Origin of the sequence: Streptomyces sp. NPDC005648 (assembly GCF_040605395.1) — a bacterium.
In the GTDB taxonomy this organism is placed as follows: Bacteria; Actinomycetota; Actinomycetes; order Streptomycetales; family Streptomycetaceae; genus Streptomyces.
Window position 1 is genome coordinate 22,797 of the sequence record NZ_JBEXCS010000068.1, and the last position, 24,250, is coordinate 47,046.

Consider the following 24,250-nt stretch of genomic DNA (forward strand, 5'->3'; position numbering starts at 1 on the left):
CCGTCCGAGTACCGAGGTTGCCCGCTGTCCGCGGCGCCCAGCCGCCCACGGCACGTCGTCTACGGCTCCTCGTCCGGGTCGTCCTCCCGCAGCTCCGTGACCCGCTCCAGGAGGATGGCTTCCCAGGCGCGGCGCAGTTGCAGCCGCAGCAGCGGCAGCGCGCCCTTGTCACGGTCGGACCGGTTGTCCAGGTGACCGGCCAGGCGGATCACGGTGTCGCAGCGGGCCAGCCACAGGCCGCGCAGACAGGGGCGGGCGGCGTAACCCGCGAGGGTGGCGGCGCGGACGGCCGCCGGGGAGCCGACGGCGATCGCCAGGCCGGCGATGTCCTCGGCGGGGTCGCCGACGGCCGCGCCGGTCCAGTCCAGGACTCCGCGCACCCGGCCGTCGGCGCTGACCACGAGGTGTTCGCCCCGGAGGTCGTGGTGGACGAGGACCGCGGTGCCCGGCTGCGCGGCGAGCTGGACGGCGGCCGGGGAGCTGAGCTGGTGGAGACGGGCCGGGTCGAACTCGTCGGCCGCGGCGAGGCGCCCGGCGGCCCGCTCGGCGGCCTTGCGCAGGGCCTCCAGGGAGCGTGGGGCGGTGCGCGGTGCGCCGAGCGCCTCGGCCTGCCGGGCGGGCACCTCGCGCAGCCCGGTGAGCAGCCCCGCGAGGTCGGCCTCGCCGACGGCGGACACGTCGTGCTCCTCGGCCGTGCCGCCGGGCACCACGATGTCGAGCGTGTACGTCAGCCCGGGCGCCCACTCGCCGTGCGCGACGCTGGTCGGCACGGCGAGGGGCAGCTGCGGCCGCACGAGGTCGCGCAGCCGCAGCTCACGGCGCTGGCGCAGGGCGGCCTCGCGGTCCGGGGCGAGCCGCAGGACATGCCGGCCGCCGACCCACCAGGTGGAGTGCTCGCCACCCTCCACGACGGGCCGCACCTCGAGTCCGCCGGCGCCGGCGCCGCCTTTCGTGCCCTCCTTGAGCAGGGAACTGACCAGTCGGCGGACGGTGTCCGCGGTGGGTGTCGGTGCCTGGGTCATGGTCGCGCCGTTGTCGCTCGGGGGTGTGCGGGGCTCCTGCGTCGCTCAGTCCACTATGACCATCTCGCGGTCGGTGTCGTTGAGGCGGCGCCCGCCGTCCTCGGTGACCGTCACGATGTCCTCGATGCGCACCCCGAAGCGGCCGGGCAGATAGACGCCGGGTTCCACGGAGAAGCACATGCCGGGGACGAGGGGCTGCAGTTCGCCCTCGATCATGTACGGCGGCTCGTGCGTGGTGACGCCGATGCCGTGCCCGGTGCGGTGGATGAAGTAGTCGCCGTAGCCGGCGTCCGCGATGACCGCGCGGGCGGCCCGGTCGACCTCCTGGCAGGGGACGCCGGGCTCGACCGCCCTGAAGCCCGCCTCCTGGGCCTCGCGGACCAGGTCGTGCACCCGGCGTTCCTCGTCGGTGGGTTCGCCGACGTGGACGGTGCGGGAGGTGTCGGAGCCGTAGCCGTCCTTGAGGCCGCCGAAGTCGAGGACGACCATGTCGCCGCGCTCGATGACGCGGTCGCCGACCTCGTGGTGCGGGTTGGCGCCGTTCGGGCCGGAGGCGACGATGGTGAAGTCGACCTGGGAGTGGCCGAACCGCCGCAGCAGACCGGCCAGATCGGCGCCCACGTCGGACTCCCTGCGGCCGGCGAAGGGAACGTCGCGGATCTCCTCGAACGCCTGGTCGGCGGCGGCGCCCGCGGCGGCCATGAGTTCGAGTTCCGCGGCGTCCTTGACGGCGCGCAGCATCGGCAGGGCCTCGGTGAGGGAGGCGTAACCGGTGCCGGGCAGGGCCCGCTGCAGGCCGAGCAGGTGCATCGCCCAGGCGTTGTCGCTGACGCCGAAGCGGCCGTCCACGTCGAGGAGGGCGGCGGTGGCGGCGTAGGGGTCCTTGCCGTCGGTCCAGTCGCGCAGGTGCAGGGCGGGGGCGCCGGCCGCCTTCGCGGCGTCGGGGGCCTCCAGGGTGGGGACGACGAGGACGGGGGCACGTCCATGGGCGATGACCAGCAGGGTGAGGCGTTCGGTGGCCGCGGTGGGCGCGTAGCCGGTCAGCCAGACCAGGTCGGGGCCCGGGGCCACGAGGAGCCCGGCGAGCCCCGCGTCGGCCGCCGCGCGCGCCGCGCGGTCCATACGGGCCCGGTAGTCGTCGGCGGTGAAGGGCGCGGGCGTGCTGCCGGTCATCCGGGCCTCCCGGGGCGGGTGAGGGGACCACAAGGGACTACGGGCAGCATCCTGCCCGTACGGGAGGGCCCGCGCGACCGGTCTGCGGATCTTTCGGACCCCGCGGCCGCCATGACATCGGCTCTCCGGGCCAGGGCAGCAGGCCCTGGGCGGACGCACCGGAGCAGCGGTACGCGGGTGCGGGGCACCTTCCGGCACGGGCCGCGGCAGGCAGCACATGCGCCGGCCGGTCCTGTGACGCCGTCCGGTCGTCCGACGGCGTCCTGCGGCATCCGGTCATGTGACGACACCCGGTACGGCGGTCAGCTGCTGGTAGCCGCCGCTCCGGTGGCGGATCGTGAGGGTCACCTCGGTGCCGGGGCGGGCGTGGGCGACGGCTCGGGCGAGGTCGGCGGCCGTGTCGACGCGCGTCCGGCCGAAGGCCAGGAGCACATCGCCGCGGACCAGGCCCGCCGTGTAGCCGGGGCCGGGCACGTGGACGCCGACGATCAGGGCGCCGGCCTTCGGCGCGTCGACGGCCTCCAGGCCGAGGGTCGCGGCGGGAGGTGCCGGTGACGCGGGCGCGGTCGGGGCGGTGGGTCGTGGCGAGGCGCCGGGGTGGGCCGAGGGGGCGGTCCGGGGCTGGGCCCGGCGTTGCAGGTCGGCGAGTTTGCTCATGCCGATCACCGTGGCGCCGACGGTGCCCAGGCCCACTCCGGTCAGCACCAGGACGGTTCCCACGGACAGCGCGAACAGCGCGGCCCTGAGCCGGCGCCCGCGCCGTCGCGCGGCGTGCGGTCGCCGGGCGGTGGGCCGGGGCCCGGTGGGGCCACCGGGGTCCCGGCCGGGCATCGGCTTCGGACGCAACGCAGTCTGTTCCATGTCTCGCCTCCGGCAGGAGCCCTACCCTGCGCCCCGGCACACGACGAGCCACGAACGAGTGAGACTGACCGCCGGTCAAGGACGGGTATCCAGGTCGAACCGCTCAGCCGGGGCCGCGGTCGGGGTCGGCAGCGCGGCGTCGAAGTCGACCAGGACGAGGCTGTGGATGCGCGCGTTGGACGCGTTGACCAGCCGGAAGCGGTACCAGGCGGCGTACACCTCGGCGTCGCGCACGAGGTAGGTGCCGTACAGGCCCGTCCGCACGTTCCACCGGGTGATGTTCATGGCGTGGTCGCGGTACCACCACTGCACCGCCTGGTGGGCACGTCCACCGAAGTGACGGGATATCAGCCGGCGAGAGGCTGTGCCGGTGAGCGGTCCGGGAGGAAGGTGTGGGTGCGGCGGGACAGGTACTCGGGCTTGTAACGGTCGACCTTCCGGTGCCAGTTGAGGATGCCGGCCATCCAGTTCTGGAGGTCGGCGACATAGTCGCGCATGACCTCGCGGGCCTCGTCGGAGAGGGCGAAATCGTCGTAGACGACCGGGAGTTCGTTGGCCGCGACATGCTCGAACTGCCGCATGCGCTGGGTCATCAGATCGTGGACGACGGACAGGGCGGTCGGGTAGTCGACGCCGAAGAAGTTCTGGACGACGAGGATCGCGTTGTGGAGCTCGCCCTCGTACTCGATCTCCTTCTGGTAGGAGAAGACGTCGTTGATGAGCATGCCGTAGTCGATGGCCGCGTTCTCCAGCGAACGCACGGGGCCGCTGCGGTAGACCTCCGGCGGTACGGCGGGGCCGTGGCCCATGCGGGCCAGGCTCAGGGTGAGGTCGGAGCCGAAGGTGGCCCGGCGCATCTCCAGGTAGTCGACCGGGTCGGGGATGCGGTTCTGGAGCTGGTTGGCGAGTTCCCACACCCAGCTCTCGGTCATCACGTCGACCGAGTCCCGCACCGCGCGCCGCTGGTCCGGCGTCATCCCGGCCGTGGTGCGCGCCCACAGGTCGATCAGGCCGCGCTCCATGCCGTTGAGCGGGACGACGGTCTGCGCGCCGTCGATGGGCATGCACTCGGCCAGGCGCCGGGTGGTGAGCCGGGCGGCGGCCAGATCGCGGCGGTTGCCGAAGACGAGCGGATAGTAGTCGTCGCCGTAGGTCCCCCAGGCGAGCCACTGCGAACCGAGGTCGAGCGCCTCGGGACTGGCGTCCGGATCGAGGCCTGCGGCGCACAGGGGCAGGTCGGCCGCGGCGAGCCGGTCCTCGTCCCAGACACCCTCCTGGAGCATGCCCATGGCGTGCATCCAGGCGGTCAGCCGGGGGCGGGCCGCGTCCAGGTGCGGGCTCAGCTCCACCTGGAAGGGCATGTGGAAGTCGGGCAGCAGCGAGGGGCCCACCCTCTGGTACGGCACATGCGTGTAGGCGCGCAGGCGCTCGGCGCCGGCCGACGCGAGCAGCGCGCCGACGTCGGCGGCGGAGGTGCCCGGGCCCGTGAGTCCGTGCCAGGGACGGGTGGACCGCGCGCGGGCGTTCATATAGCGGCTGGAGCGCATGTGCCACTCGTGGCCGCCCGACTGCCAGTCCTGCAGTCCCTGGGTGTACTTGGCCACCGCGGTGACCTCCGGCGGGGTGAGGCCCTTCTCCAGGGCGAGCGCGGGCACCTCGGTGAGCGCGGTGTGCTCGAACTGGTGGAGGCGGGAGGTCAGGACGTCGTTGACGGTGTCGGCGGCCTCCTGGGTGGTGCAGCCGAAGAAGGTCTCCAGGACGAGCACGCCGTTGCTGTTCTCGCCCTCCTCCTCGACCTCGCGCTGGTAGGAGAACAGGTCGTTGCGCAGGTGCACGGCGTCGGAGAAAGTCTCCATGAGGACCCGCAGCGGCCTCGCCCCGGCCACGGACGCCGGGACTTCGGCGGTGGCGTACTCCACGAGCCCCGCCGACCAGGGCGCGCCGCCCACCTTGCGGCGCATCTCGATGTACTCGACGGGGTTGGCGATCCGCCCCTCGTTGATGTTGGAGAGCTCCCACAGGGACTCGTTGAGAAGATGCTCGGTCGCCGTGGCGAAGCGGCGCCGCCAGTCCACCGACATCGACGGCACGGTGCGCGCCCACAGGTCCGCGAGGCCCGCCTCCACCGGGTTCTGGGGCTCCGGTACGGGAGTTGACAGGTCGAGGGGCATGAACAGCGGCAGCCGGTCCAGATAGGCCTTGCCACCGGCGCGGTCCTGGGTGCGCTTGAAGATCTCCAGGAAGTGGTCGTCGAAGAAGAAGACCCACACGTACCAGTCGGTGATCAGCGAGAGCGCGGGGCCGTCGCAGTCGGGATGGGTGTAGGCGCAGAGCAGTCCGTAGTCGTGTGCGTCGAGGTCGGACTGCTCCCAGATCCCGGACCCCTCCAGCATGCCCATCTCGCGCGCCCATTCGGTCGAGTGGGCGCGCGCCTCGTCGACATGGGGGTTGAGCCGCGCGGGATACGGCATGTAGAAGTGCGGGAGTTCGAAGGGCTGCTGCGTCATGGCCGGGGCCCTACCCGCGCGTCCATGACGCCATCCGCGGGCCCGGACATGATCACACCATCGCGTGAATCAAGGGCGATTCCGGAACTCGACCCGGAATTCGAATCCGGCAATCCGAAAACGGGGTGCGCGGTTTCGTGGTGGCGGGGCCCGGACCGACAGGCTCGGCTACGGTCCGCCCGGTTTCCGGCCACGGCGGCGCAGAGGGGGGGTTACGTTGCCCAGGGCCTCGAGCGTCGAACCCCGGCCTTCGGAGAAACACGAAATCGGTTGCCCGAATCAACGCACCGGCGGACTGCTCGCCCTGGCCGAACACCCCGACGCCTACGCCCTTCTGCGGGCCGGCGAGGTCGAACTGCCCTCACTGGTCGACGAGTTGCTTCGCCGGCATCCGCACGCACGCCTGCAGCTGCGGGTGCTGTACGGGGAGGCACCGCTGGCGTTCCCGGTGCTGCGGGCGGCGGGGCCCGCGAGACGGCTGGCCTCGAACTTCATCAACGGGCTCAAGTCACTGCCGGTGCAGGTCACTTGAGGCTCATGACACGAAGGCGCGCCTACGCCCGCACCTGTACCAGCGCATGCGTCCCGCCCGTCCGCCATCGCTGTCCCTCGGCCGCCACCAACGCGGTCTCCGTCTCCGTGTCCAAGCCGGTGATCACATCGGACTTGAGTGTGCGCAGGGCGGCCACCGGGCCCGGGAAGTGGGCGGTGACCTCGGCGAAGGAGGTGGTCGGGGGCCAGCGGCGATCCCCCACCAGGCGGCGGTAGTTGAGGTCGCCCTTCACCACCGTCAGGGTGGCGCCGGCGAATTGCTCACGGAGGTCCGCGGGCATCTCCGCGTACGGCAGCGGGGCGCAGAAGAACGGGTGTGCGTGGACGGCGAGCCGGCCGTCGGTCAAAGCCGACCAGAGCGTGCGTCCGTACGAGGAAGCGGCGCCCGGCGCCTCGTTCAGCCGGCGCAGCGCGTCGAGCACGTCCGCCATGGTCGCGTCGGAGACGTAGTAGGGATACGGCTTCACATGCAGGACCGCGCGCCGTGCACGCCCGCTGTCGAGGAGGTGAGCGATCAGCAGGAGGTCGGGGATGAGTTCGCGGGCCGCGTTGTCGGCGATCAGATGCAGGACGCCCGCGCCGGCGGGCGGGAGCAGGGACCACAGGGTGGCGCTGTCGTCGGCGACCAGGCCGGGGGCGGCCTGAGCCGTGCCGGCGGTCGCGTCGGAGAGACGGAAGCCGAGGTCGGCGCGGTTGCCCCAGAGGGAGCCGTGCAGAAGGGCCCGACCCGCGTCCTCGGTGCGGAGATCGTCCAGCGCGGTCAGCTCCTCGTCCGTCTCCGAGGTGGCCAGTTCGGCGAGCTTGGACGGGCGGAAGGGGTCGATGCCCTGCCAGGGGCCGGGGGCGAAGTAGCCGACAGCGTCGAGGAGTCGGCGGTAGAAATAGCTCTCCGACCAGAGCCAGGGGACGTCGTACCAGGAGCGGCCGGTGTGCTCCGCGAGGCCCCAGGCCGCCCAGCGGTCGCGGTCGTGCGCATCGGCGGAAAGCGGTTCGATCACGCCCTTGGCGCAGCTGTCGAGGAGCGCGTCGAGCGCGCGGTGCCGGGTGGGGTCGTACGGGAAGGCCTGCCGTACCTGCCGGATGATCGCGGGGTGCCGTTCGGCGAGGACGCTGTGCGGGAAGGAGCCCGGCTCGTTGCCGAGGATCACGGGCGCGAACGGGGCGTGGGACATGCGCATCACCGTATCGCGCGGCCTGCGCGGGTTCCGTCGCCGCACGGCGCACCCGTGTGCGACGCGCATGTTTCCGCGGACGCGCGGTCCGGACGGGGCTGTGGACGCCCTTCGCCGTCCGGTGTATCAGGCGGTTCCGGGCTCCCGCTCCAGGCGGGCGGCCAGGCTGAGATAGCGGGCGCGGCGGGTCACCGGGACCAGGCCGCGGATCATGACGTGCCACATCTCGGCGACCCGGCGGGGCTGGCGGGCGACGGGTTCGAGTGTGCGGCCGACGACGCGGGTGCCCACGAACCAGCTGACGAGGGCGTGGGCGGTGGCCTCGATGTCGATGTCCGGGTGGACGTCGGACTCCTTGACGGCACCATGGAGTTTGCGGGAGGCAAGGTCGCGCCACTCGGTGAACGGGTGGGCTAGCGGCGGCCGAACCTCGACCGGGCCGGTCGCCAGGCGTAGTCCGGCGCGCTGTATCGGGCCCTCGACGGAGAGGCGCGAGATGCCGAACGTGATGCGCATCAGGGTCTCCAGGGAGGAGTAGCCGCGCCCCTCCAGCTCGCTCGTCACCTGGCGCGAGGCCCGGGACTGGAGTTCCATGATGGCGTGCGCCAGGTCCTCCTTCGCCGCGAAGTGGAAGTACAGGGCACCCTTGGTGACCTGGGCGTGCTCGACGATGTCACTCAGGCTGGTCGATTCGTAGCCGTGACGGTCGAACAGGTCTGCTGCGGCTGTGATGATCGTCGCGCGGGTCTGTTCGGCCCGTAACTGCCTCGCCATCGACTGAACACTCCTGGGACCGGAACCGAACACTCCTGGGAAAGACCTGAACCCTCCCGGGACTGGATAGAACGGGGCAAGCCATTTGTTTCTTACTCCCCGTACACGATATCTCACCGTGCGGCGGCGTCCACGGTGCACCCGAAGACCGCCGACTCGGCTTGCCCGTAAGGGAGTTGAGTGACCCTTCGGGGCCGGGGCAGCCCGTGAGGACACGTGTCACCCCGTCAGAGAGGCCTGGACGGCGGAGTATTTGCATCAGCGAGCGAAAGCGTACGAGGCAACCGTTTTCTTTTCAACGATACCGACTGGCCGGCCCCATGGGTTCAGCCGTCGGCGGGAAGTGCCCGCTCGGCCCCGCACGACCCCGCACGGCCCCGCTCGTCGCACGGTGAACACGGGCGGCTTTCTTGCCGTACTCCACGGGAGCACCCGTTCCGCGCCGGCCGAGGAGACGTTCCGGATGTCCCGGATGACCGCACACCGCACCGCCCTGGCGGGCGCCCTCGTGACCCCGTTCCTGCTGTCCCTGTGGGCGGCGGGCCCCGCACAGGCGCACGGCGCGCCCACGGACCCGGTGAGCCGGGCGTACGCCTGCTCCCCCGACGGCGGGGCGAACGCGAACTCGGCGGCCTGCAAGGCGGCGGTCGCCGCGAACGGCGCGCCCTTCACGTTCTGGGACAACGTCCGTGTGCCGGACGTCGGCGGCCGGGACCGGCAGGTCATCCCGGACGGCAAGCTGTGCAGCGGCGGCCTGCCCGACTACAAGGGCCTCGACCTCGCCCGCGCCGACTGGCCCTCGACCAACCTCGAGCCGGGCGCGACGCTGACGATGAAGTACGCCTCGACGATCCCGCACACCGGGACCTTCAAGCTCTATCTCACCAAGCAGGGCTACGATCCGACGAAGCCGCTCACCTGGTCGGAACTGCCCACCCAGCCGTTCGCCTCGGTCAAGGACCCGGCGCTGACCGGCGGCGCCTACCGCATCACGGCGAAGCTCCCGTCCGACCGGACGGGGCATCAGGTGCTGTACACGATCTGGCAGAACAGCAGCACGCCGGACACGTACTACTCATGCTCGGACGTGGTGTTCCCGCGGGGCGCCAAGAGCGGCGGTTCCTCGGCGGCGGGCGCGCCGCGGAGCAAGTCGCCCTCCCCCGTGCCCGATCCGACGGCCGATCCGGCGGCGGAGAAGGACAGTACCCCGACCGCTCCCGCGGGCAGCGCGACGGAGGCGACGACGGCGCCGTCGAATCCCGACAGCACCCCCGTCGCCTCGACCGGGACCACGGATTCGGGCCCCTCCGCGCCGATGATGGCGGGCGGCGCCGCGACGGTACTGGTACTCACCGGCGGCGCCGCCCTGGCCCTGCGTCTGCGTCGACGCTGAACTACGGCCCTACGACTGAACTACGGTTCTGCGGGCGTCAGTTGACGAAGACCGCAGCACCGTTGTCGGTCACGGGGGCGTACTTGGCCGTGAAGTAGCCGGCGGCGAAGCAGAGCGACGAGCCGGACGTCTTGGTGAACGCCTGGTTGGTGAAGTTGATGCTGTTGTCGGTGTTGCTGGCGGTGCCGGTCAGGCTGGGGGCCTGGTAGACACAGGTGATGCTGCCCAGCAGGGTCTTGAGCTTGACCGTGGTCTGGATGGTGGAGCCGCTGGCCGGGGTCACCGTGATGGTGCCGTCGGAGGCCACGGAGGTGGTGTACGGCAGGTTGTCGACCGTGATGCTGCTGACACCGGTCACGCCCAGGACGTTGCTGGTGCAGCTGCTGCTGTCGAAGGTCTGGCCGCTGACCGACTCGGTGGCCGTGCCCGGCGCGGCCGGGTTGTCGGTGACGCTCGCGGTGAACGTCGACGACGCGCAGCTCACGCCACTGGTGCCGGTCGCGCTGGAGTAGAGCGTGGCGTTGGTGCCGCTGGCCAGCGGAGCGGACAGGGTGTCGCCGACCGCGACGGCGGTCCCGCCGGCGGAGCCGGTGGTCAGGACCGCGCCGTCGGCGGAGGCGGAGCCGATCGCGGGGATCGACAGAGCCGCGACGGTGCCGACGAGGGTGAGAAGGGTGCGAGTGCGCATGATTGCGTACCTCTTTCGGAAGAGGGGGGAAGTGATCGCTCAAGTCGCATGACAGCGACTTGAGTTGGGGGCGCCATGAAGAACCCGCCGTGACCGGTCCGTGACGCCTTCTCCGTACGTCACGGGCCGGCCACGACAACCGGCCGGGACCGGCCGCCGACCCGTGGGGAGGGCCGCCGGTCGGTCCGGGCCGGGCAAGCGGCCCGGCGTGGACCAGGGGGGAAGTGCCCGTGCCGGGCCGTGGAGGGTTTGTGTCGGGCGGTGAAGCGCCCGTGTCGGACAGGAGTTGTCCGGGATACGCGGATGGTGCCGCGTGGCTGGATCCGGCGCCACGGATCCGGGGGAAGCCACGGGCAGTTGTAGACCTGAGGATCAGTCAACGTCAAGCATTGACAGGGGAGTTGACGATCGTTCAAGAAATTCTCTCAAGAAGAGGGGAGTAACGATCGGACCGCGACCCACAGGCGACTCATAATCAACACCCTTTTTTCACAACTACCTTGACCCTCGAATGTAACCACGGGTAACTTCCTGGACGGCTACTGCGGAGTACGAGAAAGCCCTTCCAGCCACCGGGAGTTGGGAGCCGCCGTGCGCCCGCAGGCTGTCCGCGCCAGGACAACGCGCCGCTGATGCCCAACCCGCACTGACTATGCACATGGGAGCAGAAATGGCCTCGTCCCCGGACGTGAACTCGTCCGCCGACCTCACCCCAGAGAACCCCGAAAGCGGTTCCTCGTCCGAGCCCGCCAGACACGGCCGGGTCCGCGCCCGCCGCGCCGCCGTGATGGCGGTGCCCGCCGTCCTCGGCCTGGCCGGCCTCGGGATCCTCACCGCGCAAGGTGCTCTGGGGGTCTCGTTCTCGATCTCCGGGATGCCCTTCACGGTCACCGCCAAGTCCCTGGACGGCACCGGCTTCGAGCAGTTCGGCGCGCTCGACAGCATGATCGACAACAGCCCGAACGCCGGCGACACCGGCGGTCAGGTGCTGGTGGTCACCTCCGCCATCAAGAGCGCGACGCTGGACAGCCTCTGCCAGAGCGTGGACCTGGGCGGCACCAACCTGCTCATCAAGGCGGGCGCCGGCTCGTCGAAGGTGCAGGCGACCGATCTGACCACCGACTCGACCCAGCTGACGGGCGACGCCTCGTTCAACAACATCGAGATCGGCAACGACGCGAGCACGCTCACCAAGGCCGGGGTCAAGGGTCCTGAGGGCGTCTTCAGCCAGCAGGCCGACACGGTGCACATCGACAACCTGCGCCAGACCAACTACGCGACGACGGCCGGTGTGTTCAAGCTGCCGGGTCTGAAGCTCAGCTTCAGCGACTCGGGCTGCTGATGTCGACCGCCGACGCTCCACCCCAGGGGTGGGTGGCCCGCCGGCCGTTCTGGGGCGGGCTGCTGCTCACCCTGGGCGGCGCGGAGATCCTGCTCACCGAGAAGGCCTCGCTGAAGGTCATCATGCACATCGGTATGCAGGGCCTGGCAGGCTATCTCCTGCCGACCGTGATGGTGCTGTGCGGGCTGCTGACGCTGTTCAGCCCCGGACAGCGGCTGTTCTACTCGATCATCGGGGTCCTGGCTTCGCTGGGCACCTGGCTGACCTCGAACCTGGGCGGCTTCTTCCTGGGGCTCGCCCTGGGCGCGATCGGCAGCTGCATGATCTTCGGCTGGCTGCCCGACCAGGAGCCGCGCGTCAGCCGCAGACAGCGCAAGAAGGAAGCGCGGGCCTCGGCGGAGGCGGTTCAGGCGTAGACGAGCACGACAGTGCACAGCACGACATACGACAGGCCGACCCGGTGAACCGGGTCGGCCTGTCGGCGTGTGCGGGGAGCGAGCTCCTCGAGAAGCCAGGGGGCGGGTGAGCCGCAGGGTCAGGAAGCAGCCGGAGCGCCCTTGGTGACCTCGGTCGGCTCCACGACCGTCTGCGCCGTCTGCGGGCTCGTCTCGGGCGTCGTCGGCACGGCGGCGGGGTTCTCGTCCTTCATCGCCTTCGCCTCGCTCTTGAGGATGCGCATCGACTTGCCCAGGGCGCGGGCGGTGTCGGGGAGCTTCTTCGAGCCGAAGAGCACGATGACGACGATCGCCACGACCAGCAGGTGCCAGGGTTCCAGTCCGTTGCGGAGCATGGCCGCTCCCTCCGTTTCCTAGGTTTTCCTACGTCGGCAGAGGACACACGCCGCTGCTCGCACGCTCGTCGACGGTTGCCACTTTGCGCAACTGTACAACCTCCGGCGCGGAGTGCCGAGGCCCCCCGGCCACCTCTCACGCCGCTCGTACCAGGCCCTGGCCGCGAGCAGGGACAGGGCGTACAGGGCGAGGACGGCGGTGAGCAGGAAGTGGTAGGCGGCGGGCAGGGCGGTCAGGCCCAGGGCGGCGCCGAGCGGGCTCGGTGGCAGCAGGAGGCCCACGGCGGCGAGCGCGGTCGCGGACCAGCCGAGCGGGCCCGGGGCACGGCCCTCGGCAAGTCGTCGCCCGGTGCGCAGCAGGAGCATCACCAGGGCCTGGGTGAGCAGGTTCTCGGTGAACCAGGCCGAGTGGAAGACGGTTTCGTCGGCCACCCGGCCGGATCCGTGCAGGGCGAGCGCGAGGATGCCGAAGGTGGCGAGGTCGGCGATCGCGTTGAGGACGCCGAAGCCGGTGATGAACCTGAGGAAGGCCCAGGGCCGCAGACCGGCGGGGCGGCGCAGGGCGGCGGCGCCGGGACGGTCGTAGGCGAAGGCGAACTGGGCGGCGTCGAAGCAGAGGTTCTGCACGAGGACCTGGGCCGGGAGCATCGGCAGGAAGGGCAGCAGCAGCCCGGCCGCGAGCATCGCGAGGACGTTGCCGAGGTTGGAGGAGAGCGTCACGCGCAGATACGAGGCGATGTTTCCGCTGCTGTACCGGCCGGCGGTGACGGCGTGCCCGATCGCGGTGAGGTCCTTCGCCGCCAGCACCACGTCCGCGCTCTCCCGGGCCACGTCCACGGCGTCCCGTGGCGCTATCCCCACGTCCGCGGCCCGCAGCGCGGGCACGTCGTTGACCCCGTCGCCCAGGAACCCGACCGTGTGCCCGGCGGCCCGCAGCGCGGCGACGACACGGACCTTGTCGTCGGGGGTGCAACGGGCGACGACGACGGGGCCGGGACCGACGGCGGCGAGGCCCGCGCCGTCCGTGTCCCCGAGGACGTCGGCCGCGACCTGTACCTCCCCCGGCTCCAGGCCCAGGTCCCGGCAGACGCGGGCGGCCGTCGCCGGGTGGTCGCCGGTGAGGATCCGTACGGAGACACCGCGGGCGGTCAGCGCGCGTACCGCTTCGGCCGCGGTCGGGGCGAGGGCGTCCTGGAAGGTGACGAAGCCGCGGAAGGTGAGCCCGTGCTCGTCGGCCGGGCCGCGGTCGCGGTCGCGGGGGCCGGCGGGGCGTCGGCCGGTGGCGAGGGCGAGGAGCCGTAGACCGGCGTCCGACTCGCGCGCGGCCAGCGCGAGCAGCCGTGCGCGCTCCTGCGATGCGATCTCGCACCGCTCCAGTACGTCCTCCACGGCGCCCTTGACCACGACGGTGCGGGTGCCGAGGTCAGGGCCCCGGACGACGGCGGTGGCGAGCCGCCGTACCGGATCGAACGGTACGGCGCCCACGCCGTCGTACTCCTCCCCCACCGGTCCCGCCGCTTCGAGCAGCGCCTCGTCGAGGGCGTCCGGGGCGGGCAGTTCGGCGAGCTGGAGGGTCCACCAGGCGGCTACGGCGGCCCAGCGCAGGACGTCCGGGTCGTCGCGGCCGGCCGGGTCGAGGGAGCGTACGACGACGGGGCGGTCCTGGGTGAGGGTGCCGGTCTTGTCGACGCACAGGACGTCGGTGGCGCCCAGGTCGTGCAGGGCGGGCAGGCGTTTGACGATCACGTCGTGGCGGCGGGCGAGCCGGGCCGCGCCGCGCGCCAGACAGGTGGTGACGATCACCGGCAGCATCTCCGGCGTGAGCCCGACGGCGACCGCCACGGCGAACGGCAGCGTCTCCAGACCCCGCCCGCGCAGCGCGGCGCCCGCCATGAGCACCAGTGGGGGCGTCAGCAGCATGAAGCGGATCAGCACCCAGGAGATGCCGTGGACGGAACGGTCGAAAGCGGTTCCCTCCGGCGGTGCGCCGGCGCCGGGCCGGTAGGTGGCGCCGAGCCGGGTCCGTGCGCCGGTCGCCAGGACCACGGCGGTGGCGCTGCCCGTGGCGACACCACTGCCCTGGAAGCAGAGATGGGATTCGGCGAAGGGGCCTTCGGCCGGGGGGCCGGGACCCTCTTCCACGGCTTTGGGAACCGGTTCCGTCTCTCCGGTGAGGGCCGCCTGGTGCACGGTGAGACCGCGGGAACGCAGCAGTCGTACGTCCGCGGGGACGCGGTCGCCCGGGCCGAGCCGGATCACATCGCCCGGGACCAGTTCGGTAACCGGTATCTCCCGGGACGACTCCCCGCCCTCCCCGCGCCGCACCACGGTGGCCGTGCCGGCGACGAGGTCGCGCAGCGTCGCCATCGAGCGGTCGGCCCGGTGCTCGCCGCTCGCGCGCAGCACACAGCTGACGGCGACCAGGGCGAGGATGACGGCCGCGGTGCTCCACGAGGCGACGGCCGCGGAGACCAGGCCGAGGACGAGCAGTACGGCGGTGAAGGGGTCCCGCACGCCTCGCAGACAACGGCGTGCCCAGGACGGCGTCCGCAGTTCGGGCACCGTGTTCTCCCCCACCTCCGCGAGCCGCAGGGCGGCCTCGGCGTCGGTGAGCCCGCGGGGGCCCGTCTCCAGGCGACGGAGCAACTGGAGGGGGGTGCCGGGGGGCCGTTCGGAGGGGGCGGGGGCCGGCGGCCGGGAGACGCGGAGCGGGGAAGGGGAGGCGTCGGTGGCGGAGGGTTCGATGGCGGAGGGTTCGTTGGCCGAGGGCTGGTGGTGCGGGGCTGCGGGGACGGCGCGCAGGTGGGCGGTCCCGGGGAGGGGCTCCTCGTCGGACGGCCCCGAAGCGGAGCGCCGGTCAGAGGCCACGGAGACGGGGGGCCGGGATGTCGCCCGTGCGGTCGGAGAGGCGGTCGACCAGCAGGCGTACGACATCCACCACGTCGGGATCGTCGACCAGGTACACCTGGCGGCGGCCCTCGCGGCGGGCCCGGACCAGGCCGGCGAGCTTCAGCTTGGTCAGGTGCTGGCTGACGGCGGGCAGCGCGCCGCCGACGCGTTCGGCGAGCCGGGTCACATCGCTCTCGCCCTGGGCCAGCGCCCACACGATGTGCAGCCGGGCGGGCGAGGCGAGCAGTCCGAAGGCCGCGGCCGCGCGGTCGAGCACGTCGGCGGAGGGGTCCTCGAAGCCACTGCCGGCTGCCGCCACGTCGTCGCTCTCCTGTCCGGGCTCGGGGTTCTGGTCTTGAGTTCTGGTCTTGAGTTCCGGTCGCTGAGCTTGGTTTGCGGGCTCGCGCTCCTGCCTCAGCAACCGGACCAGTTTAGAGGGAGGGCGGGTTCTCCCGGGCTGTGGCACAGGTCGCCGGTGTGCCCGGGGTCTCGGCGCGGACCGTGGCTCGTCGGTACCGTCGGCCGCGGGAGCACGCGGGGCCGCGGTCGACCCCTGGGCGTGAGGCGAACCCGTCTCATGTGCCGAGCAGGGTCACCGACGCGGTCGGGCCGAGTACGTCGTCGGGCAACTCGGACCGCTCGGCCGTCCCGTCGATTACGCCGACCAGGAACGCGAGCATGCCGCCCGCGCACTCCCACCAGGCGCCGTTGCGTCCGCCGGCGACGACCGGCCACTGCCCGGGATCGGCCCCGGCGGTGCGCCAGTAGAAGACGTCTCCCTCCAGCGACTCGCCCCAGGGCAGCAGCCCTCCTGGCTCCGGGTAGGCCGTGTAGTCCTCGGTGTCGCCGGCCTCGTGGAGGTCCCGCAGGATGTCGAGGCCGTAGCGCATCCCTTCGACGAACTCCTCCTCCCGTCCGGGCGCAGGACTCCAGATCCGGAGGAACTCATCGATCTCGACCGGGGGGTAGGCCTCGGCGAACTCCTTGAAGTCCGCCGGAAGGCCGACTCCCAGTGAGTGTTCCAGGGCGGGCCAGTCGACCCGGCGGGGGGAGGCCGGGCGAAGCGCCCGCAGTCCCCGGATGGTCCGTTCGAGATCCAAAACGTTCAGCATGTGTCCTGCCGGCTCGAGGTGTTCTCCACTGTCAACGCACACATGGTCGTTCCCGTTCATCAAACATCACGAAGCGGCACCAGTAACTCACTTAAAGTGGCTGCTCACTTGACTACCGGCGGTCACACGCGATTGGCTCCGGCCAGCGAATGTCACCCGGACGGTGTACGGCGTGTCGGACAACGGCCGGTGGCGTGATCGCGCTGTTCCTCCAGCTCGGCCGCACAGCGAGGTGCCGCACCCCCATGAAGACTCCTCACCCCTCCGCCCTCTCCCACAGACCCGTTCGCCTCGCGGCCGCGGCCGTGGTCGCCGGGCTGCTCATGACGGCCTGTTCCGCGTCCGGCGACGACACGGACACCACGACGGACGCCGTCGGCAAAGCGGGCGGCGGTGCCCGTATGAAGGTCGCCATGGTCACGCACGGCGCGAAGGGCGACGCCTTCTGGGACCTGGTGAGGAAGGGTGCCGAGGACGCGGCGGCCAAGGACGACGTCGATCTGACCTACACCAGCGACTCGGACGCCGCCGGACAGGCCGAGCTGGTGCGGGACGCGATCCGGGACAAGGTCGACGGCATCGCGGTGACCCTGGCCAAACCGCAGGCGATGGCGGGGCCGATGGCCCAGGCGCGGGCGGCGGACATCCCGGTGGTCGGGATCAACTCCGGGATCGACTCCTGGAAGTCCGAGGGACTGCTGGAGTACTTCGGGCAGGACGAGAGCGTCGCCGGACAGGCCGTCGGCACCAAGCTGGACGACCTCAGGGCCAAGCACGCCGTGTGCGTCATCCACGAGCGCGGCAACGTGGCGCTGGAGGCGCGCTGCGCCGGCGTGAAGAAGACCTTCGACGGCCAGCTGGAGAACCTCTACGTCGAGGGCACCGACGCCGGCGCGACGACGGCCGCGATCACGGCCCGGCTGCGGCAGGACCCGACGATCGACGAAGTGGTCACCAACGGCGCCCAGTTCGCGCTGCTCGCCGTCAAGTCCGTCAAGGCGTCGGGCAGCAGGGCCAAGGTCGCCACCTTCGACCTCAACAAGGACCTGGTGAAGGCCGTCCAGAACGGCAGTGTGCAGTTCGCCGTGGACCAGCAGCCGTATCTGCAGGGCTATCTCGCGGTGGACGGGCTCTGGCTGTACCGGACCAACGGCAACATCAGTGGCGGTGGCGTCTCCCCCGTGCTCACCGGACCGGCGTTCGTGACCAGGACCAATGTGGCCGCGGTCGCCCGGTTCGCGGAGCGCGGGACACGCTGAGCGGCCGCCGGGCCCGTGAGGACCCACCGATGAGGACACTTCGTAGGTCGATGTCGCGAAAGATTCGAAGACCGGTGGCGCCTGCGGTCACTTGTACGGATAGCATCCTGTGCACCCCTTTCTCTCCCCGCTCACGGCCACCCCCGTCTCCGTCTCATCCTCCGTCCCACCTTCCCCTTTCCCCTCCGCTGATCGCCTAGGACGACGATGTCTCCACGGAAAGGTCCCCGGCGCCGGCTCGGCTCCATACGTCTCTCCCTGATCCTGCTGGCCCTGGTGCCCAGCGTCACGCTCGCCGCGATGTGGGGTGTGACGACGACCCAGATGTTCACCGAGGGGCTACGGCTGCGCGGGCAGACCGAGTTGAGCCGGTCGACCGGTGCGATGGGTACCGAGGCCACCCTCGCGCTGCAGCGGGAGCGCAGTCTGTCGGCGGCCTGGCTGGCCCACGACCCGCGCGGCTCCCGGGCGGCGCTGGACGCGCAGCGCAAGGTGACGGACAAGGCGGTCGCCAAGCTCGTCGGCCAGTCCGACGCCATCAACAAGGCGCCGGCGCGTATCTCCGACCGGCTGTACTCGGTGCTCGGTTCGGTCGGCAGCCTGGAGTACTACCGCGGGCAGGTGGACGACCCCACCGACATCACCACCGCGCAGGCGCTGGATCAGTACGGCTCGATCATCGACGACCAGATCCACGCCTTCCAGGAGCTCTCCCAGGTCGACGACGGCGACCTCACCTCGCAGGCCGGTCCGCTGGTCGCGCTGGAGCACGCGGCGGAACTGGTGGCGCAGGAGGACGCGCAACTGACCCTGGCCTGGCCGACCGGACACCTGGGCGAGAAGCAGTGGGCCTCCTTCGCCCAGCTGGTCAACACCCGGCGCTGGCTGGTCGAGGACCAGATCGTGCCGTCGCTGACCGGCACCGCGAAGACACAGACCGAGCGGATCCTGCAGAGCCCCGAGTGGCAGACCGTGCAGGACATCGAGGACAAGGTGCTCGCGGCCCGGGCCTCCGCGGCCGGCGGGAGCATCACGCTGCCGGACGCGCGCGACCAGTGGGCCGCCGCCTTCTCCAAGGTCGGCGACGAGTACGGGCGGATGATCCAGGCCCAGACCTCGGGGCTGCTCGACCGCAGCGCGGACAAGGCGCAGAGCCTCCTGGTCACCGCCGCCTGGCTGAGCGCGAGCGGGCTGATCGCGCTGCTGCTGTGCGTGGGCATGTCCTGGCGGATCACCCGCTCGCTGTCCCGGCGGCTGCGGGGCCTGCGGGAGGCGACGCTGAGTCTGGCGGAGGAACGGCTGCCGGACGTGGTGGCGCGGCTGGACCGGGGCGAGAAGGTCGACGCGGACGAGGCGACGCCGCCGCTGGACTACGGCGGCGACGAACTGGGGCAGGTGGCAAGGGCGTTCAACAAGGCCCAGCGCACCGCCGTGCACACCGCGGTCGAACTCGCCGACATCCGGCGGGGTTTCCAGAAGGTCATCCTCGGTATCGCCCGCCAGTCGCAGAACCTGGTCAATCTCCAGCTCACCAAGCTGGACGCGCTGGAGCGCGAGCACACCGACCCGGACGTGCTCAAGGGGCTGTACGAACTGGACTCCACGGCGAGCCAGTTGCGGCGGTACGAGGAGAACCTCGTCATCATCAGCGGGGAGCAGCCCCGGCGCAGCTGGCGGGAGCCGGTCGCGCTGATCGACATCCTGCGCAGTGCGGTGGGCGAGGTCGCCGAGTACCGGCGGGTCGAGGTCCACACCGACGAGGACGTCTATCTCGCGCCGCCCGCGGTGGCCGACGTCATCCACCTCCTCGCCGAGCTCATCGACAACGCCACGGCGTACTCGCCCTCGCCGGCGCCGGTCGGCGTCCGGGCCGCGATGGTCGCGAGGGGCCTGGTCGTGGAGGTCGAGGACCGCGGCCTCGGCATGTCCGAGGAGGACTACGCGTCCTTCAACGAACAGCTCGCGGTGGAACCGAAGTTCGACGTCGTGGCCCTCGCCGGCGACCTCCGTCTGGGCATGTTCGTCATCGCCCGCCTCGCCACCCGCCACGGCATAGCCGTCACCCTGCGCGCCTCTCCGTACGGCGGCACGACGGCCATCGTGCTGCTGCCGCACGAGATCGTGGTGCGGGAGGTGGCGGAGACACCGCCCGGCGAGACGCACGGCCGAGCCCCGGGGGGCGCCCGGCGGGGCTACTCCGCGGGAGCAGCCGGCCAGGCCTGGGATGCCGACCGCGAGGGCACCGCCGGGACTCCGGCCGGCACCCCGGCCCCGGCCGCGACGGCACACGGCCGTGACGCCCTGGACAGCGGGGAGCACGCCCGCGCGGACGAGGCCGACCGACCGGTGGAGACCGGCTACCCGGACGATGCCGACCGACTCGGAGAGACCGGTTACCCGGCGGATGCCGACCGAGCGGGAGAACCCGGTTACCCGGACGACGCCGACCGACCGGCAGAGACCGGTTACCGAGACGACGCCGACCGACCGGCAGAGCCCGGTTACCGAGACGACCCGGACCGACCGGCAGAGACCGGTTACCGAGACGGTGCCGAGCGTGCGGCCCAGGACGCACACGCGGACTCCGGGCGGGCGAGCGGCACCGCGGGTGCGGACAGGGCAGTGGGCGCGGTCGACGCGGAGGGCGCGGGCGCGAGAGAGACCGAACGCGCAGGCAAGACGGCGGGCGCGGCGGGCACCAAGGGTGCGGGCGCGGTCGAGGCCGACGGCACGGTCGAGGCAACGGGCGCGGTCGTCACCAAGGGCGCGGGCGCGGCCGAGGCCGGCGGCACCGGCGAGGCAACGGGCGTGGCCGGCACTCAGGGTGCGGGTACGGCCGAGGGCGCGGGCAGGACCGACGCCGAGAGTGCGGGCGCGATCGAGGCCGGCGGCGCGGGCGAGGCAACGGGCGCGGTCGGCTCTCAGGGTGCGGGTACGGCCGAGGGCGCGGGCAGGACCGACGCCGAGAGGGCGGGCGCGATCGAGGCCGGCGGCGCGGGCGAGGCAACGGGCGCGGTCGACACCGAGGGCACCGGAGACAGGACGCGATCCGGCGCCGCCCGGCACGCGGCGGCCGCCCGCGCCCTCGGCGACACCGAGACCGCGGCGGAAGCACGCCGGGACGGCGGAGGCAGACACGCGGCCGGCGCCCGGACGGCGGGGCCCGGCGCAGCCGGAGACATCGCCATGACCGGCCGCACCACCGAAGCCGGGTTCACCGAAGCGGGGCACACCACCGACGCGGGCCACCCCGCAACGGGCCGCACCACGGCACCGGGACGTACCTCCGACGCAGGCCGCACCACCGCCGGTCGTACCGCGGATGCGGGCCGCACCACCGAAGCGGCTCGTACCGCCGACGCAGCCCGAACCGCCAACGCCGGCCAGGTCATGGGTGTGCGGCGCAACGGTGTGGCTGGAGCCGCGGGGGCCGAGCCGCGGCCGTTCGTCCGCCGCCCCGGTCTCTCCCCGCTTCCCCGCCGTATCCCCCAGACCAGCCTGGCCGCCGAGTTGCGGGAGGAGTCGGCGACCCGGCAGGACGCAGACGCGGACGAGTTCACCGCGGAGCAGGCCGCCTCCTCGCTCGCCGGGTTCCAGCGCGGCACGCTCCGGGCGCGTGACGACGACGGCGAGGCGCAGTACGAACGGGAGGAGACCCTCGTAACGCAGGACCCGCGGGATCCGGACCCGCAGACAACCACCGCCGCGGAGGTACCCACCACCGGCGCCCATGTCCCCTCGCCCCCGCCCGCCGAACGCTGACGAAGGACACGTCATGACACGCCCCATCCCCGCCACCCACACCGCACTGGACCAGTTGCTCACCGGCCTCGTGGACAGGGTCGCCGAGGTGAACCACGCCGTGGTGCTCTCCGAGGACGGCCTCGTCGTCAGCAAGTCCACCGGTTTCCTGCGCGACGACGCGGAGCGGCTGGCCGCCACCGCGTCCGGGCTGATGAGCCTGAGCAAGGGAGTGAGCATGGACTTCCGAGGGGGGCCGGTCAGGCAGGCGCTCATCGAGATGGCGAACAGTTTCCTGATCCTCACCTCCGCCGGCCCCGGCGCCCACCTCGTCGTCCTGACCAACGCGGGAGCGGACGTCGGGGTGGTCGCGTACCAGATGAACATGCTGGTGAAGAAGATCGGCGAGCACCTCAGCGCGGCTCCCCGGGCCGGTATCGGCCCCACCGTCGATTCCGGCGCGTGAGGTGGGCGGAGGCGACACGGCAGGCCGTCTCGTACGACCGTTCGCCCTGACCGGGGGACGCACCCGGCCGAGCCGCGCCGATTTCACGCTGATCACGACGGTGACCGCGGTGGACCCGCCGCCGACCTGGGCCACCCGACCGCAGCCGGAGCAGCAGCGCATCCTGCGCCACTGCGTCGAGCCGATCGCCGTCGCCGAACTCGCCGCCCTGCTCGACCTTCCGGTCAGCGTGGTGGTGATCATGCTGTGCGATCTGCTGGAGGCGGGACGGATCACCGTCCGCCCGCCGCGCCCGGTCTCCCAGACCCCGGACCTGGACCTGCTGCAGAAAGTGAGGGACGGCCTTGGCCGACTCTGACACCGTCACTCGGGCCGCGCCCGACACGGTCAAGATCCTGATCGCCGGCGGCTTCGGCGTCGGCAAGACCACCATGGTCGGCTCGGTCAGCGAGATCGCCCCGCTGCGCACCGAGGAACCGCTTACCGAGGCCGGTCTTGGCATCGACGACCTCGCCGGCATCGAGGACAAGAAGGCCACCACGGTGGCCCTGGACTTCGGCCGCATCACCATCGGCGACGACCTGGTCCTGTATCTCTTCGGCACCCCGGGCCAGCAGCGTTTCTGGTTCATGTGGAACGACCTCGCGCTCGGCGCCCTGGGCGCGGTCGTCCTGGTGGACGTGCGCCGCCCCGAATCCAGCTTCGCCGCCATCGACTTCTTCGAACGCCGGGGCATCCCCTTCGTCGTCGGCGTAAACGGTTTCTACGGCGAACACCCGTATCCGCCCGATGAGATCCGCGACGCCCTCGCCCTTCCGGACCATGTCCAGGTCCTGCTGTGCGACGCCCGCGAGCGGGGGTCGTGCCGGGATGTACTCATCGCCCTGCTCGACCAGTTGATCGCCGTCGCGGAGGAGGCGGAGGGGGGCGGGACGCTCACTCGTCCGGGCCGGTGAGGGGCCGTGATCCACAGGGCTGCCGCACAGCGAACGGCAAGGTGAACGGCGAGAACCAGCCAAGCGCGACCGTGTGATTGACGCGTATGCACCACTCTCCCTAGCTTCTGGTCGCCCACCCGAACCTCGTTCGCGATGTCGAACAGAGCTGCATCCCTGGAGAGCCCATGCCCCACCCCTCCCGCCGTCATTTCCTCGGTATGACGGCGACCGTCCCGCTGGCCGCCACCGGGGCCCTGGCACTCGGCGCCGGGACGGCCCGGGCGGCCACCGACTCGGCGTATGTGATGTGCTACTTCACCGAGTCCCCGGACATGCTGGCCGCGAACTACGGTCTGCACCTGGCCGTCAGCAAGGACGGCCTGCAGTGGACCCCGCTGAACCAGAACGACCCCGTCGCCACGCCCACCGCGGGGTCCACGGGCCTGCGCGACCCGTTCATCCTGCGCAAGCAGGACGGCACGTTCGTGGTGCTCGCCACCGACCTCAAGGGCACCGACTGGACCTACGTCAGCCAGTACATCCATGTCTGGGACTCCGCCGACCTGCGCACCTTCACCGGCTACCGGCGGATGAAGCTGCACGACATGAACACCCACAGCTGGGCGCCGGAGGCCTTCTGGGACGCGGGCCGGGGCAGCTACGGCGTGATCTACTCGGCCGTCGACTCCAGCGGCCACAACGTGATCATGATCAACTACACCGGGGACTTCGTCACCGCCGGCGATCCGCAGGTCTTCTTCGACCCCGGCTACGACGTCATTGACGGCGACCTGGCCGTGGGCGTGGACGGCGTCAACCACCTCTACTTCAAGAAGAACTCGACGCTGGTCGGCGCCCGCTCCACCTCACTGGACCCCGGCAGCTTCACGGAGTTCTCCACCGCGGTGTCGCACAACGGCACGGAGGCGCCGACACTGGTCAAGTCGCTCTCCTCCGGCTCCACCTGGTACCTCTGGGGTGACACCTGGTCCCCGAACGGCGTCTTCTACGCCTGGCAGACAGACAGCCTGGCCGCCGGCACCTGGACCGCCCTGGACCAGAAGACCTACACCCAGCCGCTCAACTCCAAGCACTGCGGCATCCAGCCGATCACCACGACCGAGTACGACAACCTCGTCGCCAGGTGGGGCACACCCGCCTGGAACCGGCTCAAGTCCTACAACTATCCGGCCCGTTACGTCCGCCACGCCGACTTCGCCGGCCGGATCGACGAATACGCCTTCGACCCGTACCCGGACTCGCAGTGGAAGCTGGTGCCGGGTCTGGCGGACTCCTCGGGTGTCTCCTTCCAGTCGGTCAACTACCCGAACCGCTTTCTGCGCCACTACGACTACGCGCTCCGGCTCGACGTGAACGACGGCACGTCGGCGTTCGCGGCGGACGCGACCTTCTACCGGACGGCGGGTCTGGCGGACGCCTCCTGGTCGTCGTTCCGCTCGTACAACTACCCGACCCGCTACATCCGCCACTCGAACTACGTCCTGCGCATCGACCCGGTCTCCACCGCGACCGACCAGCAGGACGCGACGTTCCACGTGGGGTACTGAGCC

At 71.6% G+C, this 24,250-nt stretch carries 20 protein-coding genes and 2 pseudogenes; 10 read left to right on the forward strand and 12 right to left on the reverse strand.

All coding sequences use genetic code 11. The features are described 5' to 3' along the window. Positions 1–59: 59 nt before the first annotated feature. The 5 genes and pseudogenes from ABZT17_RS31455 to cyc2 all read right to left on the reverse strand — a co-directional run bounded on the left by ABZT17_RS31455 (position 60) and on the right by cyc2 (position 5,563). Positions 60–1,022 carry an aminoglycoside phosphotransferase family protein gene (locus ABZT17_RS31455; protein WP_356353766.1) on the reverse strand — a complete coding sequence of 321 codons (963 nt, stop codon included), beginning with the start codon at positions 1,020–1,022 and terminating at the stop codon, positions 60–62. A gap of 45 nt (positions 1,023–1,067) precedes the next feature. Then, on the reverse strand, positions 1,068–2,195 hold the full coding sequence (locus tag ABZT17_RS31460) for an aminopeptidase P family protein (protein ID WP_356353767.1): 1,128 nt from the start codon (positions 2,193–2,195) through the stop codon (positions 1,068–1,070). A gap of 276 nt (positions 2,196–2,471) precedes the next feature. Beyond that, the gene (locus ABZT17_RS31465) at positions 2,472–3,056 is read right to left on the reverse strand and encodes a PDZ domain-containing protein (RefSeq protein ID WP_356353768.1); all 585 of its coding nucleotides are present in this window, start codon (positions 3,054–3,056) and stop codon (positions 2,472–2,474) included. 90 nt (positions 3,057–3,146) lie between these two features. Continuing rightward, positions 3,147–3,377: pseudogene (locus ABZT17_RS31470) on the reverse strand (hypothetical protein); the annotation flags it as partial. Between the two features lie 26 nt (positions 3,378–3,403). Then, entirely contained in the window at positions 3,404–5,563 is a 2,160-nt protein-coding gene (gene cyc2 / locus ABZT17_RS31475) for a germacradienol/geosmin synthase Cyc2 (RefSeq protein ID WP_356353770.1), read from the reverse strand. 289 nt (positions 5,564–5,852) lie between these two features. On the opposite strand from cyc2, the pseudogene ABZT17_RS31480 reads away from it, so the two are divergent. After that, a pseudogene (locus tag ABZT17_RS31480) lies at positions 5,853–6,095 on the forward strand (hypothetical protein); the annotation flags it as partial. A 22-nt stretch (positions 6,096–6,117) separates the two neighbouring features. Here ABZT17_RS31480 and ABZT17_RS31485 read toward each other — a convergent pair. Further along, positions 6,118–7,287, reverse strand: coding sequence for a damage-control phosphatase ARMT1 family protein (locus tag ABZT17_RS31485; RefSeq protein WP_356353771.1), 1,170 nt, complete (start codon positions 7,285–7,287; stop codon positions 6,118–6,120). A gap of 126 nt (positions 7,288–7,413) precedes the next feature. After that, positions 7,414–8,061, reverse strand: a complete 648-nt coding sequence (locus ABZT17_RS31490; protein WP_356353773.1) for a ScbR family autoregulator-binding transcription factor — start codon at positions 8,059–8,061, stop codon at positions 7,414–7,416. Positions 8,062–8,524: 463 nt separating this feature from the next. On the opposite strand from ABZT17_RS31490, the gene ABZT17_RS31495 reads away from it, so the two are divergent. After that, complete coding sequence (locus ABZT17_RS31495) at positions 8,525–9,454, forward strand: lytic polysaccharide monooxygenase (RefSeq protein WP_356353775.1); 930 nt, start codon at positions 8,525–8,527, stop codon at positions 9,452–9,454. Positions 9,455–9,491: 37 nt separating this feature from the next. Here the strand turns inward: ABZT17_RS31495 and ABZT17_RS31500 are convergent, their stop codons facing one another. Continuing rightward, positions 9,492–10,142 carry a Tat pathway signal sequence domain protein gene (locus tag ABZT17_RS31500; RefSeq protein WP_356353777.1) on the reverse strand — a complete coding sequence of 217 codons (651 nt, stop codon included), beginning with the start codon at positions 10,140–10,142 and terminating at the stop codon, positions 9,492–9,494. Between the two features lie 670 nt (positions 10,143–10,812). Here ABZT17_RS31500 and ABZT17_RS31505 point away from each other — a divergent pair. Both ABZT17_RS31505 and ABZT17_RS31510 read left to right on the forward strand, forming a co-directional pair. Further along, a complete protein-coding gene (locus ABZT17_RS31505) occupies positions 10,813–11,484 on the forward strand; it encodes a DUF6230 family protein (RefSeq protein ID WP_356353779.1) in 672 nt (223 codons plus the stop codon). Further along, positions 11,484–11,900: a DUF6114 domain-containing protein gene (locus tag ABZT17_RS31510; protein ID WP_356353780.1), complete on the forward strand. Its 417-nt coding sequence runs from the start codon at positions 11,484–11,486 to the stop codon at positions 11,898–11,900. The genes ABZT17_RS31505 and ABZT17_RS31510 overlap by 1 nt, the downstream gene beginning before the upstream one ends. Positions 11,901–12,019: 119 nt before the next feature. Here ABZT17_RS31510 and tatA read toward each other — a convergent pair whose 3' ends face one another. The 4 genes from tatA to ABZT17_RS31530 all read right to left on the reverse strand — a co-directional run bounded on the left by tatA (position 12,020) and on the right by ABZT17_RS31530 (position 16,275). Then, on the reverse strand, positions 12,020–12,274 hold the full coding sequence (gene tatA, locus ABZT17_RS31515; RefSeq protein ID WP_356353782.1) for a Sec-independent protein translocase subunit TatA: 255 nt from the start codon (positions 12,272–12,274) through the stop codon (positions 12,020–12,022). Positions 12,275–12,292: 18 nt separating this feature from the next. After that, entirely contained in the window at positions 12,293–14,920 is a 2,628-nt protein-coding gene (gene mgtA / locus ABZT17_RS31520) for a magnesium-translocating P-type ATPase (protein ID WP_356353813.1), read from the reverse strand. 211 nt (positions 14,921–15,131) lie between these two features. Beyond that, on the reverse strand, positions 15,132–15,482 hold the full coding sequence (locus ABZT17_RS31525) for a metalloregulator ArsR/SmtB family transcription factor (protein WP_356353783.1): 351 nt from the start codon (positions 15,480–15,482) through the stop codon (positions 15,132–15,134). A gap of 256 nt (positions 15,483–15,738) precedes the next feature. Next, complete coding sequence (locus ABZT17_RS31530; protein WP_356353786.1) at positions 15,739–16,275, reverse strand: SMI1/KNR4 family protein; 537 nt, start codon at positions 16,273–16,275, stop codon at positions 15,739–15,741. 245 nt (positions 16,276–16,520) lie between these two features. On the opposite strand from ABZT17_RS31530, the gene ABZT17_RS31535 reads away from it, so the two are divergent. The 6 genes from ABZT17_RS31535 to ABZT17_RS31560 all read left to right on the forward strand — a co-directional run bounded on the left by ABZT17_RS31535 (position 16,521) and on the right by ABZT17_RS31560 (position 24,247). Further along, the gene (locus ABZT17_RS31535) at positions 16,521–17,534 is read left to right on the forward strand and encodes a substrate-binding domain-containing protein (protein WP_356353788.1); all 1,014 of its coding nucleotides are present in this window, start codon (positions 16,521–16,523) and stop codon (positions 17,532–17,534) included. Between the two features lie 207 nt (positions 17,535–17,741). Next, complete coding sequence (locus tag ABZT17_RS31540; RefSeq protein ID WP_356353790.1) at positions 17,742–21,296, forward strand: nitrate- and nitrite sensing domain-containing protein; 3,555 nt, start codon at positions 17,742–17,744, stop codon at positions 21,294–21,296. Positions 21,297–21,309: 13 nt separating this feature from the next. Further along, positions 21,310–21,741, forward strand: a complete 432-nt coding sequence (locus ABZT17_RS31545; protein ID WP_356353792.1) for a roadblock/LC7 domain-containing protein — start codon at positions 21,310–21,312, stop codon at positions 21,739–21,741. Position 21,742: 1 nt separating this feature from the next. Then, positions 21,743–22,099, forward strand: coding sequence for a DUF742 domain-containing protein (locus tag ABZT17_RS31550; RefSeq protein WP_356353794.1), 357 nt, complete (start codon positions 21,743–21,745; stop codon positions 22,097–22,099). Continuing rightward, complete coding sequence (locus ABZT17_RS31555) at positions 22,086–22,697, forward strand: ATP/GTP-binding protein (RefSeq protein WP_356353796.1); 612 nt, start codon at positions 22,086–22,088, stop codon at positions 22,695–22,697. Before ABZT17_RS31550 ends, ABZT17_RS31555 begins: the two co-directional genes overlap by 14 nt. Before the next feature lie 167 nt (positions 22,698–22,864). Beyond that, positions 22,865–24,247 carry a glycoside hydrolase family 43 protein gene (locus ABZT17_RS31560; RefSeq protein ID WP_356353797.1) on the forward strand — a complete coding sequence of 461 codons (1,383 nt, stop codon included), beginning with the start codon at positions 22,865–22,867 and terminating at the stop codon, positions 24,245–24,247. The last annotated feature ends 3 nt before the right edge of the window (positions 24,248–24,250 follow it).